The organism is Quadrisphaera sp. KR29 (assembly GCF_052644995.1).
On record NZ_JBQXXG010000001.1, the window covers coordinates 207,097 to 222,118 of the forward strand.

General features: G+C 73.1%; 7 protein-coding genes. 2 read left to right on the forward strand and 5 right to left on the reverse strand.

The window, feature by feature from the left end; translation table 11 throughout:
• Positions 1 to 125: 125 nt before the first annotated feature.
• The 3 genes from ACUN9U_RS00880 to ACUN9U_RS00890 form a co-directional block, all read right to left on the reverse strand.
• Positions 126 to 1,859 (reverse strand): hypothetical protein, encoded by a 1,734-nt coding sequence (locus ACUN9U_RS00880; protein ID WP_445483029.1) that lies wholly within the window; start codon positions 1,857 to 1,859, stop codon positions 126 to 128.
• Complete coding sequence (locus ACUN9U_RS00885) at positions 1,796 to 2,800, reverse strand: hypothetical protein (protein WP_445483030.1); 1,005 nt, start codon at positions 2,798 to 2,800, stop codon at positions 1,796 to 1,798. The genes ACUN9U_RS00880 and ACUN9U_RS00885 overlap by 64 nt, the downstream gene beginning before the upstream one ends.
• Positions 2,801 to 3,971: 1,171 nt before the next feature.
• Positions 3,972 to 5,219, reverse strand: a complete 1,248-nt coding sequence (locus tag ACUN9U_RS00890) for a heparan-alpha-glucosaminide N-acetyltransferase domain-containing protein (RefSeq protein ID WP_445483031.1) — start codon at positions 5,217 to 5,219, stop codon at positions 3,972 to 3,974.
• 87 nt (positions 5,220 to 5,306) lie between these two features.
• Here ACUN9U_RS00890 and ACUN9U_RS00895 point away from each other — a divergent pair, with 87 nt between their 5' ends.
• Together ACUN9U_RS00895 and ACUN9U_RS00900 are read left to right on the forward strand one after the other, a co-directional pair.
• Complete coding sequence (locus tag ACUN9U_RS00895; RefSeq protein ID WP_445483032.1) at positions 5,307 to 6,452, forward strand: hypothetical protein; 1,146 nt, start codon at positions 5,307 to 5,309, stop codon at positions 6,450 to 6,452.
• A gap of 273 nt (positions 6,453 to 6,725) precedes the next feature.
• Positions 6,726 to 8,867, forward strand: coding sequence for an IPT/TIG domain-containing protein (locus ACUN9U_RS00900; protein ID WP_445483033.1), 2,142 nt, complete (start codon positions 6,726 to 6,728; stop codon positions 8,865 to 8,867).
• 103 nt (positions 8,868 to 8,970) lie between these two features.
• On the opposite strand, the gene ACUN9U_RS00905 is transcribed toward ACUN9U_RS00900, so the two are convergent.
• Both ACUN9U_RS00905 and ACUN9U_RS00910 read right to left on the reverse strand, forming a co-directional pair.
• Positions 8,971 to 12,003, reverse strand: coding sequence for an Ig-like domain repeat protein (locus tag ACUN9U_RS00905; RefSeq protein ID WP_445483034.1), 3,033 nt, complete (start codon positions 12,001 to 12,003; stop codon positions 8,971 to 8,973).
• A 139-nt stretch (positions 12,004 to 12,142) separates the two neighbouring features.
• Positions 12,143 to 14,677 (reverse strand): cell wall-binding repeat-containing protein, encoded by a 2,535-nt coding sequence (locus ACUN9U_RS00910; RefSeq protein ID WP_445483035.1) that lies wholly within the window; start codon positions 14,675 to 14,677, stop codon positions 12,143 to 12,145.
• Positions 14,678 to 15,022: the final 345 nt, after the last annotated feature.

The window sequence follows — 15,022 nt, forward strand, 5'->3', positions numbered from 1 at the left end:
GGGTCCTACGCGACAGCTCGTCTGGCACTCTTATCTACGATGAGCCACATTGGTCCCGGGCGGTCGTGCTGTCCCCGATACGCGTGCGTCGTACTCCCAGAGCACATCTCCCACACCAGCGTGACTCAGCGGCCGCTCGTCAGCGCGGTGGTCGCCGTGGTGGTCGCGGTCGCTGCGCTGCCAGTGAAGCCATCAGCGGGTAGAAAGGCCACTCTAACGGTCACAACGCCCGACCTATCGAGCTTAATCGAGCCCTGATAGCGGCCCTCACTGACCGCCGCACGCGCAGTGGTTCCTCCGCTGGTAAGGGTCACCGTGCCCGACACGAGCCCGGCGTCACTAGTCACGCTGCCTTCGACTGTCAGTAACGTCTTCGCCGCGCTAACGGCAGGGAGCGGCTGGATCGTGGTGCGGGTGGATGCAGTCACTGACACGTTCTTGGACACTGCTGAGGTTAAGTAGACAGCCGCCCCGGCGTCCGCGCCGCTGTAACTGACCGTCAGGGGTTGCGGGCCGACCCCGCCCGGCGTTAGTTGCGCGGAATAGCTACCGGTGCTGCTGACCGGGGCGGTGACCGTGACTGAACCGAGCTGGATATGAACGGTGCCCCTGACCGCAGCGCTGACACGACCCGTGACTGTGCTTGCTGTGCCGCTGACGAACTTCGGCGTCGTCACCGTGGTGACCGTTTTGACCTGACGCGGGGCGACAGTCATGGACGTCTGTGCGCTGCTGGCGGTGTGGGGCGCCGCCGAAGGCGCGAAGGTTGCGGTCATGGTCATGGCGCCTGCCGCGATCGGGGTCAGCGCGACGCTGTAGCTCCCCGACTTCAAGTCGGCCGAGGCCGTCGCTGAGCCTGCAGTCACGGTCACACGCCCCTTGGGTGTGCCGCTCACAGCGGTCACCCTCCCGGTGACCGTGATCTTCGTGCCGACGGTGGTGCTCGCCGGCGCCATGACCGTGGTGGTGGTGCCATAGCTCGGACTCATCACCGTCGCGCTGGCACTGGTGTTCGAGGTCGCTAGGGCGGTGGACCCGCCGTAGGCGGCCTGGACCGTGACCGCGCCAGCCGCCGGAGGGGTCAGAGAGACGGTGAAGCGTCCGTTGCTGAGGTTGGCGGCGGCCTTGGACGAACCCAAGCTCACTGTCACCGAGCCGGTGGGCATGGTGCCCGACGCGGTCACCGTGCCGGTGATGGAGGCGGGCTGGCCGGCCACGAGCGCGGGCAGGACATCCAGCGTGGTGGTCGTCACTGCCTTGGGCACGACCACCGGTGTAGTGGTAATCGGGCTCCCCGCGTTGGACCCGGCGTAGTCAACTGTCCCGACGTAGGTGGCGCTGGCGGAGTGAGTGCCTGCACTAGGGGCAGTGAAGGTGGCGCTGAAGGTCGAGCTGGTGCCTGAGCCCGCAGTCAGGGAGGCGGTGGCGCTGGCGAAGCCCACAGCCAGATTGACCATTCCGGTGGGGGCCGTAGAGCCCGTGGCGGCGCTCACCGTCCCGCTCAGTGTGAGGCTGGAGCCGACGGGCGCCGAGCTCGGCGCGCTCAGCGTGGTCGTCGTCGTCACCGCACCCGAGCTGGAGGCCCAGTGGGACGCGCCGGTCGGGGCGACCGAGATGAGCACCTGCATCTGGCCGGTGGAGGCCGTGGAGGCGGTGGTGGAGGTGCGCACCTGCACGCCGCCGCCCAGCGCGGACCAGGTAGTGCCCGGCTTGACGATCTGGTCCAGGTCGTAGGCCCAGGGGTCGTTGCTGGGGGTGGGGTCCAGCAGCAGGGAGCCCTTGTTGGGGCTGACCTTCAGCACTCGCACGCCGTACTGCATGGAGTACGGGCTGCCGGGGATGTTCGAGCCGTCGCCCATGTACCCGGCGGTGTCGCGACCGTTGTAGGCGCGGGTCTCGATGTAGTAGGAGTTGTTGCTGCGGGGGTCGGTGACCTTGACCGAGCGCAGCCCGGCGTGGGTGCCCAGAGCGTGACGGTGTAGGTGGAGACCCCGGCGCTGCTCAGGTCAGCAGCCGTGCCGTCACTGGTGCTCAGCACGCCCAGGCGGCGAAGGGCCACCGAGGAAGCGCCAGCGGCCTTGTTCATGGCCGAGGAGGACATCACATCCAGGCCGTCGCCGTACTCCTGCTCACCGCACCCGGAGGCGTAGCCGTTGGTGTACCCGGCAGGCATCTGGTCGGTGCTGGTCTGGATCACGTCCGGCAGGCACGCCAGGTAGTTGGAGTGCTGCAGGGACATGTTGTGGCCGAGTTCGTGGGCCAGCACCGACCAGCTGAGGTCGGTCACGTAGACCGAGCCTCCACCGCCGACGGAGGAGCCCACGGTGCCAAGGCCGTAGGAGCAGCCGTCGTTGTAGGCGGCCTGCGGGTAGATGATCACCAGGTGCTTGTTGGCGCCGGGGGTGAAGCCGGTCTGGGTGCGCGCCTCGTTCCAGGCAGAGGAGTAGGAGTACGGCGAGCAGGCGATCGTGGAGTTGTAGCGGGTGATTGAAGCAGTGGAGAAGTCGATGGCCCCAGCGGTCTGCCCGCTCCAGTAGGAGGAGGCGGAAGCAACGTTGGCACGCACGGCAGCGTCGGTGTAGGAGGCGTCGGTGGTGCCCTTGTAGCCGACCACCGCGATCGTGAGGGGGTGGGTGGTGGCAGCGGCAGCGACCTGGGCGCCAGCGACGACCTGGGTCGCGGAGGGGCTCAGGGTCGCGGCGCCAGCACCGGCGACGGCGGCCACCGCCGCTGACAGGTCAGAGTCCTCACCGGCGGTGCGCTGACGCGCGGCGTCCAGGTCCTCAGCGGTGATGACCACCGTGCCCTCGGCGGCAGCAGGGGCTCCAGGGTCGGCAGGGACCCTGGTGGGCTGAACTTCCGTTTCAGCGTTGGGTCCGGGAGCGGGCTCGACAGGCGCGGCCGTTGCAGCTCCCGCGCTCGACGTCACCGCGGCAGTCTCGACAGCGACGCCGGTGGTGGCCTGGAACGCGCCGGTCGTGACCGCAGCGCTGGTCTCGGCGGCCGAAGGGGTGGCCCGGCCCTGAGCGAGCTGGGTGAGCTCAGGCGGAGCGGCTTGGGTGGCCGCAGCACTCGCAGCGGCGCTCGGGACGGTACTCAAGGCCGTGCTCGGGGCAGCACTCGGCGCGGTGGAGGTCATCAGCGGGATGGATTCCACGGCACCGGCGTCCTGGCCCTCCACGGTGACGGCAGCAGCCTTGCCCTCACCGACGGCCTGGATGATCTCGCTAGGAACCGGGACGACGACGCGGACCGTGTCCCCGGCACTGGCACGGTTGAGGACCGATCGGTCCAGCGGCACCAAGGTGCCGTCCACGTCGAGCATCGCCTCCTGAGGCAGAGGGGGCGACCCGTGCTGGTGGCCCTGGTGCCCGCCCCCTGCACCACCATCGCGGATGTTGGCGCGCTCGACGACGACCAGCTCACCGCTGAGTGCTGTCGTCACCGACGACTCGGGCCATGGACTGCTCGCAGCAGCTTGTACCGGGATGGCGACGCCTACCGTCAAGAAGGTCGCGAGGGCCATCCGAGTAGGGGCCTTCAGGGCGTTCAGCATGGTCTCGGCTCTCGTCGAGGCGGTCACTCGTGCGATGCCGACGCGTGTCCTCGTCATCGCAGAACGACCCGCCACCTGGGCGCTACAAGGGCGCTGCCGAACGGCCTCGGTCAGGTCGCTCAGTGAGTGGTGCAGGGACCGTGTCGACCTGTGCGAAGGTTTTCCTGAAGGACCTCGCGAGCCGGTACTTCCTGTGGCCTAGTGCTGCGGCCCTGGACCATCGGATCGGCGGTGTCTGCCGGCTGCCGGTGTGGCGGCTGCTCTGGCGTCTGCATGATGACGGCGTCTCGACCACGACCACGCCGTGGTGAGGACCACGGCAAGCGCCGGGAGGTCGCAGAAGAGAGGTGATGACGGAATGAGAGCGCTACTGCGGCTCTCCGACGGCCGGCTCTATCGGCGGTGACCCGGGTCGTCAGGCGCGGACGTACCAGCCGCGGCGGTGCATCAGCATCGCCAGCACCCACCATCCGGCCAGCAGCGTCAGGGTGAGCCCCACCTGCACGCCGCCGAGCAGAGACGTCGCCTGCCCGATCTGCTCCGCCCACGTACCAGCCTCACCTCGCACGTCGGGCAGCGGCCGGGCGCGCAGCACGTCCACCAGGACGTGGCTGCCGAAGTAGACCAGCAGGCTGTTGCGGCCCAGCGCGACCAGCGGCCACCGCGCCGCCCGCACCCAGGCCGCGGCGGGCCCGGCGCCGGCGGTCCAGCGACCGTCCACCGCCAGGTGCACGACGGTGACCACGACCACCGTGGCGGCGGCGACGCCCAGCCCGAACGGCGCCGTCCACAGCCGCTTCATGTCCGGCACGAGCAGGTGGGCCAGGAGGGCAGCGCTGCCCAGAGCGCCCGCGATGATGAGCAGCCGCGGAAGCGCGTGCGAGGGGCGGTCGGAGGTGCGGCGTGCCGCGGTGAGCGCGTGGGCCAGGGCCGTCCCGGCGGCGGCGGTCGCGCAGGCGCCGAGGGTCGCCACGAGCCCCTCTGGGTCGTGTCCGGCGCCCATCTGCTGGTACAGGTGCGAGGCGGGGAGCAACCCGTCGACCACGGCGGAGGGGTTGCACTCCGGGGTGAGCAGCCCGCCGGGGCAGGAGGCCGCGGTCAGCGCCGTCAGCGCCGTGTGCGCGGCGCCCAGGCCGATGGCCACCGCCAGCCACCCCCAACAGCTGCGCACCACCAGGTGCAGCAGGGCGATCACCAGCACCAGCAGCGCGTACAGCTGCAGCACACCGGTCACGCGCACGGTCTCCAGGCGGAACGGGTAGCCCTGCGCCAGGTCACCGGCGGTGTTGTAGAGCAGACCGAGCACGAAGAGCACGAGCACCCGCCGGACCAGGCGCGGCACGCGCACGCCGTTCTTGTGCGCGAAGCCCAGGCCGGCGCCGGTGAGCACCACGAAGGCGGGGAAGACGAGGTCGAGCGGGTGCACGCCGATCCACGGGGCGTGGTCGAACCACTCCGGCGGGACCAGCAGGCTGCTGGTGGTGACGCTGGCGATGAGCAGCAGGCCCCTGGTGGTGTCGACGCCGGCGACCCGGCCGGGGCGCTGCCCTGACAGCCGGGCCGCACGTCGCTCGGAGACGGGGGCTGCAGGGTGCTGCCCGGTGCGCCGCTCGGGCGTCCTCGCCTCGCCGGGCTGGGCCGGCTCCTCGACAGCGGCGCTCACCGCACCACGGTAGGGACACCGCCCCGCGGCCACGGGCTCTTCGGGCAAACCGCCCCGCGCGCCCGCGGGGCTGGTGAGCATGGCCGGGTGCGCCCGCGCCTGCTGATGCCCCTGCTCGCACCCGGCGTGCTCGTGGGCGCGCTGGCGCTGAGCGGCTGCACCAGCGGCGTCGCGGGAGCCGCGGGCGCCCCTCGGACGGCGCCGCCGTCGTCGTCGTCCTCATCGGCCACGACGGCGGGGGAGGTGCAGGCGACGAGCCTCGTGCTGGTGGTCACCCCGCACCCCGACGACGAGCTGGAGGCGTGGGCGGCGCTGCCGGAGTCGACCGACACCTACCCGGTCTTCCTCACCATGACCGACGGTGAGGGCACCGCCAACTGCGAGCCGGGGGAGTACGCCGCCAACCAGTGGGCGCAGGTCGGCGAGGTCGCACCGACCCCGGCGCCGTCCGGCAAGCGCAGCCAGAGCTGCCGCGACGCCCGGCTGGACTCCTGGGGGCGCTTCCTGGAGCGCTCCTGGGCGCAGGGCACGGGCCAGCCCGTCGAGTCGCCCCCGGAGCAGGCGCTGCCCGTCGCGGCCACCGGCGGGCTCGAGCCCGCCGTCGACCACCCCGCCGGCACACCCCCCGCGACGACGGCGCGGGCCTGGGTGGGGCAGCGCTCCGCCCGCGTGGCCGTCAGCGCCGGCGACGGTGACGTCACGCCCGAGGAGGTGCGGTGGGCCGTCGCCTCGGTGCTCGCCGCCCGCGGCGCCGTGCTGCCGGACCTGCCGCTGCTGCGGGTGCTGGGCGCGACCTACTCCAACGACGCCCCGGACGCCGGCACCCACCGCGCCGGCGACGACGGGACCTGCCACGACCGCCCGTGCACCGGCGACAGCGCCGCGGCGGAGTACGAGCACCCCGACCACCTCGCCGTGCGCGAGGCGCTGCTCGCGCCCGGGGCGGACCTCGGCGCCGATGAGGGGACCTGGGTGGCCACCTGGCCGAGCGACCCGTTGGCCACGCACGTCGCCTCGCTGGGTGAGCAGCGCTACGAGCAGCTCATGGGCCTGGGCGCTGAGGTGGTGCCCGGCCGGCCCGACTCCCGCGAGCGCCTGGGCACCATGCAGCAGGAGTACGGGTGGCTCGGGTTCCCCGGCGGGTACTGGCCGCAGACGGAAGTGGTCGCCCCCGACGGTGAGGGTGCGCCGCTCATCATGGCCAGGACGCAGTCCTTCGTCGTGGTGCCCTGACGGCCCGCTCCGGACGGTCTCTCGATCCCCGCGTGGCGTGGCTCGTGCCGCTGCACACCGTCCGCAGCCGAGGCGGCGTCTTCATCAGGATTGGTGATGTGGCGGGGCCTTCGCCCTTCCTACCGTTCTGGGTGCCGGGCGGAGCGCCGCGCTGGCAGGTGCACGAGGGACGCGGTCCCCAGCACCGCGTGCTCGTCAGCGCGAGCCACCTGGAGCCACCGGGTGGCGTCGCGCTCCGCCTCACCACCCCACCGCCCTGAACGAGGAGCACCCATGTCCAAGCGCACCCTCGCGCTGCGCGTCGCCGCTGTCGCCGGCGCGACCGGAATCACCCTCGGCCTGTCGAGCCTGTGCAGCGTCGCCTTCGCCGCCGACGCCCCCTCGCTGCCGGTGCTGTCGCGGATCTCCGTGGCCACCGGCAGCCAGGCCGGCGGCACCGTCGTCACGCTGTCGGGAACGGACCTCTCGACATCCACCCCGGGTGAGGAGGACGGCGACGCGCCGGAGCTCAGCAAGCCCGTCGTCACCTTCTCCGTGGCGGCGACCACGAAGGAGGGCTCGCCCACCACGGCCGTGGTCGACGAGGACGACGTCGAGGTGATCTCCACGGGCGTCGTGCGTGTGGTCACCCCCAAGATCCTCGCCGCGGGCAAGGCGACGATCACCGTGAAGGACGGTGCCGACACCGGCACCCCCGGTGCGAAGACGCCGACGTTCACCTTCGGCGCGGCAGTTCCGACCATCGCCGATGAAGGCGGCGTCACGGCCGAGAAGGTGACGAGCGAGGACGGTGGGTCGATCACCGTCAACGGGGAGTTCCTCGGGGACGCCAAGACCGTCAAGGTGCTGGTCGGCGGCAAGGCGGCCACCAGCATCACCTCCGACGACGGCAAGAAGCTCGTCGCTGTGGCCCCGAAGGGCCTGACGGGCTACCAGGACGTGGTCGTCACCACCAAGGGCGGCACCGTCGACGCCGGCGTCGTCGGCTACACGGCCACCACCCCCAAGCCGACGTGGAGCGAGGACGGCTACGTCGTCTCCACGCAGAAGGGCGCGACGCTCAACATCACCGGCACCGACCTGCAGAACGTCACCGGCGGCACCTACACCTCCGCCAGCGGCACCAAGACGGCAGTCAAGGTCGCCCAGCCGACCGGCAAGGACGACAAGGGCAAGGGCCTGAAGCTGGGCATCACCCTCCCCGCCAAGCTGGCTGCGGGGGACGGCACCCTGGTGCTCTCCACTCCGTACGCCACGTCCGAGAAGGTGAAGGTCTCGGTCAAGGAGGCCAAGGCGCCGACCCTGACGGGCTTCGCGGAGAGCTCCGCGACGCAGCTCAAGAAGGCTGGCGGCACGGTGACCCTGGTCGGCACCAACCTCAACTTCATCTCCTCGGTCAAGCTCGGCAGCGCCACCCTCGCTGTTGCCACCGGAGAGAACCCGACCACCGGGTACACCGTGAACGACGCGGCCACCCAGATCACCGTGTACGTCCCGCCCCAGACCGCTGAGGTCCTTCCGCTGCTGCTGAACATCACCTCCGACGGTGGTGCCGCCAAGTACACGGTTCCGGTCACCAACTCGAAGCTCGACGCGGAAGGCAGCTACGACGCGACCAAGAAGACGTTCACCCTCACGGGTGAGAACCTCAAGAACCTCAACACCTGGAAGGTCGTCGACGCGTCGAACGTCGCCGTGGCGACCACCTTCACCGTGAGCACCGATGGCAAGAGCGTGGTCTCGAAGGCCTTCACGACCGCCCCGAAGGACGGCGTGTACACCATCACCGCCAAGGACGCCTCGGCCTCGACCTTCACGTCGAAGGTCACCGTCGGAGCGTCCTCGACGGTCGCGTCGATCTCCGGTGCTTCCTACGACGCAGCCACCCGGAAGGTGTCCGTCACGGGGACCAAGTTCGACAACACGCTGACGTTCGCGCTCAAGAACGCCAGCGGGATGGACGTCGAGGCCGGTGGTGCGGCCTTCACCGGTGACTCCGCCACGGCGCGCTCCCTCACGCTGGGTGAGGACTACGGGCTCATGAGCGGTGAGTACACGGTCACCGCCTCCAAGGGCGGCGAGGTGGTCTCCGAGAAGAAGTTCACGGTGACGTCCTCGGCCAAGGTCAGCGGGGCGACGAGCAGCGCATCGGTCGAGGGTGAGGGCGAGGAGGCCATCACCACCACCACGGTGACGCTCACGGGCACGGGCCTCTCGGGCCTGAACCACGTGAAGGTGCTCGACGCGGAGGGGGTCGTGGTCCTCGAGCTGGCCGCGGCCGGGAGCGGCAACACCGCGACCACGTGGGCCGGGAGCGCCACCGGTGCGCTCACCGGTGGTACGGAGTACACGGTCGACGGGTGGGACGTCCACGGCGTCGACTTCGAGCCCGTCACCTTCACCGCTGCGAGCTGATCCGCGGGACCAGCACCAGCGCGGCGGCCGTGGCCCCGGGAGCTCCAGCTCCCGGGGACCACGGCCGCCGCGTCGTGCGTGCGCCGTCTTCTCGCTCCTGGGCTCAGACCGCCTTCGTCACGGTGAGGACGCCGCCCTTGCCGGTGGCCGCCAGCGACTGGGTGTCGCCGGCGTAGGCGAGCGTCAGGGTGTGCTTGCCGACCTTGAGGGTGCCGGGCACGGCCAGGGTCGCCGTCCCGCCCTCGCCGAGGGTCGCGGTCGCCAGGACGGTCGCCCCCTCCTTGAGCTGGACCTCACCGGTCGGCGTCCCAGCGGGCGAGGTGGCCGTGACCGCCAGCTCGACACCCTGGCCGGCGGCGACCGTGGTCGACGCCAGGGCGCCGGTCACCACCGGCTTCGCCTTGGCGACGACGAGGACCAGCGACGCGGTACCGCCGTCCACGGTCTCGCCGGAGGCCTGGGTGATGGCGAGGGTGTGGGTGCCCGCGGCGAGGAGCGGCAGCTTGAGGACGAGCTTGCCCTTGACCGGGTCGCCGCTGGCCAGGACCTGACCGCCTTCGCTGACCGTGACCGTGCCGGCCGCCTCGCGCCTGCCCGGTGCGGTGACGGTGATCGTCAGCGTGCTGGCCACGCCAGCGCTCACCTTGGTCGCGGTCGCCTTGATCGTGGAGACCGGCTTGGGGACGACGACCAGCGCCGGTCCCGCCGCGGTCGAGGCGGCGGTGCCGGAGTCGCCCGCGTAGCCGAGGGTCAGCGCGTGCGGCCCAGCGGGGAGCTTGGGCAGCGTGACCGCGGCCTTGCCGGCCACCAGCGCAGCGCTGCCCAGCACCACGTCGCCCTCGCTGACGGTGGCCGTGCCGGTCGGCGTCGGCCCACCGCTCGCCTTGACCACCACCGTGACCACCGCCTGCTCGGCGGCGCTGACGTCCTTGGTGACGAGGGTGCCGGAGAGGCTGGACGCCAGGGGCGTGACGACCACGGTCGCGGTGCCCGTCGACGGCGCGTACTGCACCTTGCCCTTGGCCGCCGTCACCGGCGCGTAGGAGAGCGCCAGGGAGTGGGTGCCGACCGGGAGGCCGGTCAGCGACAGCGCGGCCCGGCCCGCTGACGGGCTGACCGAGCCGCGCTTCACGCCCTGCACGGTCGCGGTCAGGGTCCCGCCCGTCACCGCCACGCCGTCCGACCCGGTGACCGTGACGGCCACCGCGGCGGCCTTGCCGAGCGGCACCGTGACCAGCTGCGTCTTCAACGACGTCGCGGCGGACGTGGCGAGGGGGACCGTGAGCGTCCCCCCGAGGTGCTCACCGGGGGCCGCCGCCTGCGTGAGCAGGACGGTCGAGGCGCCGGCACCGGTCGGGGTCCAGGTGAGGCTGAAGCGGCCGTCGTCCCCGACCTCGCCCGTCGCGAGGCTCGTCCCGCCGGAGCCAGCGGTGATCGATCCCTTGGCCGCGGTCTTGGCGATGGTCCGCGCCGTCCCCGTGAGGGTGAAGGGCGTGCCCGCCACCGGCGGCGTCGTGACAGCGTCGACAGTGATCGCGGTCGCGGCGACCTCGTCGATCCAGTGGGCGTCGTCCGCGGCGGCCAGCGACACGCTGACGCTGACCTCACCGGAGCTCCCCGCTGCCTGGGTGCGGACCTGCACCCCGCCGCCGGCGCTCGTCCACGTGGTGCCGGGGCCGACGGTCCTGTCCGTGTCCTCGGAGGTGTACCAGGCGGCCTGCGCGTGCGGGGTGGGGTCGACGAGCACGGACTCGGCACCGACGCGGCGCAGGACGCGGACGCCGTAGGTGACGCTGCTCGTGCCGCCGCCCGACCACCCGTAGGTGTCGCGGCCCGCTGGCTGGCGGTTCTCCAGGTAGTAGACGTCCCGGGTGCGGGGGTCGGTGACCACGAGGGCGCGGAGCCCGGTGTGAGCGGACAGGGGAGCGAGGGACGACGTCGTGGTCCCGCTGTCCGTGAGGACCTTCGAGGCGTCGGCGCCGAGCACCCCCAGCTGGTCGAGGCCGACCACCGAGAGGTTGCCGGTGGCGGTGCCGCCGCCCGCGGAGCCCGACATGACGTTGGTGCTGTCGCCGTACTCCAGGACGGTGCAGCCGGTGAAGGCAGAGCCCTGCTGCACGGCGTCGGGGCGCAGGGGGGAGCACTTCAGCGCCGAGGCGTGCAGGAGCGAGAGGTTGTGGCCGAGCTCGTGGGCCAGCACCGTCCAGGTCTTGTCGTTGGCGTAGAGCATGCCGCCGCTGCTGGTGCCGCTTCCGACGGTGCCGAGGCCGTAGGAGCAGCCCTTCGCGGTGTAGTCCGCCTTGGGCAGCAGGAGCACCAGGTGCTTGCCCGCCGCCGCGGTGAAGCCGGTCTTGCGCGCGGCCTCCGCCATGAGGGCGTTGAAGTCGCACGAGGTGACGGCGGTCGTGTACCGCGCCGGCGCGCCGCTGCGGGCGAAGGCCAGCGCGCCGCCGGTCTGCTGCGACCAGTACTGCGAGGTGGCGAGGATCTGCTGGTCGATGACGGAGTCGGTGTACCCGCCGTCCGCCCGCCCGGGCCACGTGGCCACGGCGACGGTGAGGGCGTGCGCCACCCCGGCCGGAGCCGTCTCGGGGGCAGGCGCCTCGGCGGTCACGACCTGGCTGGCCACCGGCTCCGCGGCGGCGGCGGCCGCCACGGTGGTGGCCGCTGCGATGTCTGACTCGGCCGGCGCCGGCACGGCGGTGGCGGCGTCGAGGGCGGCTGCGGGGATGCGGGTGTCGGCGGTGGCCTCACCGCTCACCGGGTCTGCCTCGACCGCCACCGGGTCGCCCTGCTCCACGGCGGTGACCACCTCGGCGGGGACCGGGACCTCGACCAAGAGGCTCGAGCCCGGGGGGACCCCGTCGACCGAGCTGGGCGCCAGCGGCACCACCAGCCCGCCCACGAGCAGGTTGGCCTGCACCGCGCCGGCGTCGTCGTGGTCGTGCTCCTGCTCGCCGGGCCCGGGGCGCTCGACGTCGGCCACCAGCTGCAGCTCCCCGCGCAGCAGCGTGCTCGGCACGTCGTCCAGGGAGCGCGCGGACGGCGGCTCGGCAGCCAGCGCGGCCGGGCTCGCCGCGGGCACGAGCAGGGTGGCGGTCAGCACGACGCTCAGGGCCAGGCTCCGTCGGCGCATCGGGTGGGCTCCTCCAGCTGGGCAGGCCGCGGTGGGCGGCTCACCGCTCCACCGGCACCCACCGCTCCCGCCTGGAGAGCCCCGCCGGCTCGCCACCCGGACGGGTGTCGAGCACCACTCGACCGCGCCCCCGAGCGGCTCAGCCGCCCATCAGTCCTGCGAACCCGCTGCTCACCGGGGCGGCCACCACCGAGGTGCCGCCGAAGACGAGCCCGGCGCCCGGCCGCGAGGGCAGGGACGCCACCGCGGCGCCCACGGCGGGGGAGAGGGCTGACGTGGGAGTCAGCAGCAGCGGGCCGCCCAGCCCGCCCATGGCGGCGGCGCCACTCAGCGCGTCGGGCCAGTTCTCGCCCGTGGCCAGCCCGACCGTGCGCACGGGCGCCTGCCCCGCCCCCGCGGTGAAGCGGGCGGCGACGAGGCGGGCGGTGTCGTAGCGGTCGGCGCCGACGAGGGCCCGCGCGGCACCGCGAGCGCCCACGGCCGCTGCGGCCGGACCGCCCACCGGCACGACCCGGTCTCCGCCAGGGTCGCGGGCGCTGAGGTAGCCCGAGGTGGCCGCGGGCAGCCTGCCTCCCTCGGAGAGCAGCACGACACCGCCGGTGCGCGCCGCGAGGGCCGAGACCGCCAGTCCGTCGGGGTAGTTGGTGCCGCTGGCGACGTAGATGGGCCCGTCGTCGACGGGCGCGTCGACGTCCACCTGCGCCGCCACCGCCACCGCCGTGGCGTACCTGTCGGTGCCCCTGAGGCGGACGACCGTGATGGACGGGGAGAGGGCCTTGAGCGCGGCCTCGACGTCGGCGGACAGGGCGGTGGTGCCGCCCAGCAGGAAGACGGTGCCCGGTGAGCTCGGTGCCGGCCCCTTGGTCGTGCCGGTCTTGCCGGACGTGGTGGTGCCCGAGCCGGTCTTACCGGTGCTCGCCGCGGGCGGGACGGCGAGGACCCGCTTGACCTCCGCCGCCACCGACGCGCTGAGGACGCCGCCCTCGGTGAGCAGCAGCGGAGCTCCCTCGGCCGAGGCCAGCCTGGCGCCGGCCAGCGCGTCGGCGTAGGTGGTCGATGAGGACAGGACGACGGCCCGCGCGCTGCCGCTGGCGGGGAAGAGCTGCTGGGAGGTGCGGACGGCCGTCTGGATGCGCCCGGCCCCCTCCAGGCGGGTGACCCCCGTCGGGGGCTGGGCGATCGAGGCCCACGGCAGCACGGGAGCCGACGCGGTGGAGGCCGGACCCGTCCCGAAGGCGTTGGTGGCGGCCACGGTGAAGGTGGTGGCCACCCCCGGGACCAGGCCGGTGACGGTGGTGGAGGTCGCCGTGCCCGAGACGGTGACGGGCGTGGCGGCCGCACCGCCGCGCGACGGGGTGACCACCCAGCCGGTGACTGCCTCGTCGGGGGATGGCGCGCCCGAGGGCGCCAGCCAGGTGAGGGTCGCACTGGTCGGGCCGGCCGTGGCCGTCACGGCCGACGGCGCGGGCGGGGGCGAGCCCAGGGCCAGCGACACCACGCGGTCGTCGTGCCCCCGGCTGTTCTCGGCGCGCACCGTGACGCTGGCCGTGCTCGCCGTCCCGGCGGTGGCCGTGAGGACGCCTGTGGCGGCGTCGATGCTGACCCTGCTCAGGCCGGAGACCGTCCCGGTGAGCACGGACCAGCGCGGTGCGGGCAGGCCCGTGGCGGCGAAGGGGATGGTCAGCGGCTGCCCCTTGGCGGCGCGGGTGGGAGGAGCGGTGGTGATGCGCGGCGCGCTGAGGCTGCCCTCGGACGGGACGAGCACCAGCACCTCGCTGCCGGCGGCGGCGTAGATCGTGCCGTCGGGTGCCACGGCGAGGCCCTGCACCGGTCCGGCGGCCGTCGCGAGTGGCGTCTGCGAGCCCAGGGTGACGACGGCGCTGCCACGGGCGGTGAGGGCGCCCGCGGTCCCGGTGGCCGCCACGGCACGGGTCACCGCGCCGGTCGGGGAGGTGGTGAGGGTGCCGGCGCTGATGCGGGCGACGGCCCGGTTGCCCGTGTCGGCGACCAGCACGTCTCCCGCCGCGGACACCGACACCTCCTCGGGAGCGCGCAGCGGTGACGCGACGGCGGGGCCGGGCACCTCCGCGGCGGGCAGGCCGGTGCCCGCCACGACCGACAGCTGCGGCGTGGAGGTGCTCGTGGTGATCTTCTCGACCTGGTTGTTGCCGGTGTCCGCCACGTAGAGGTCGCCCCGGGCGTCCACGGCGACACCGCTGGGGCTGCGCAGAGGTGATGCGTCAGCACGGCCCGGCGACGGGGCGCCGGCGACCGCGTCCTCCAGGCCGGCGACCCGGCGCAGCCCGGTGCCGTCGGTGCGCAAGGACACCACGCGGTGGTTGCCGGTGTCGGCGACGTAGAGGGTGCTTCCGCTGACGGCGATCCCCGACGGCGAGACGAGGCCATCGACCACGAGGTCGGAGATGGAGCCCTCGGCGTCCACCACGAAGATGCTGCCCTGCTGCCCCTCGCCGCCGCTGTCGACGACGTAGGCGCTGCCGTCCGCGGCGATGGCCACGCCGCTGGCGTCTGTCCAGCCGTTGATCGGCTCCACCTCGTAGGCCGGGGCTGCGGAGGCGGGTGCTGCGGGCACGCAGCAGAGCACCGCCGTCGTCGCGGTCACCGCGGCGGCTGCGACGGCGCGCGCCAGGCGGGAGGCAGGGGTCAGCACCACACAGTCATCGGCCGTGCGGGTGAACTCCTGAAGGGCCACCGGACGGGCGAGGGCCCGTCGCGGACGAGGCGTCGGTGGGGTCGCGGCCGCCGCGCTCCCGGAGCGCCGCCCTCCGGTGGCCGGACTGCCGTCTGGCGGTGCAGGGCCCGAGGTGACGAGCCTCGGGCGCCCCTTCCGTCACAGGTGACTCATGGTACTCACAGGCCTCTGACCTGCAGCTTCCCCGTCCGTCGTGGTGATCGACACGCCAGCGCGCCTCCCACGCCGACCATGATCGGCGACCTAGCGTCGGGTGCGAGCCGATGGCCGCGCCGCTCCTCGCGCGCTCCTCCGGCCGTCCCACCG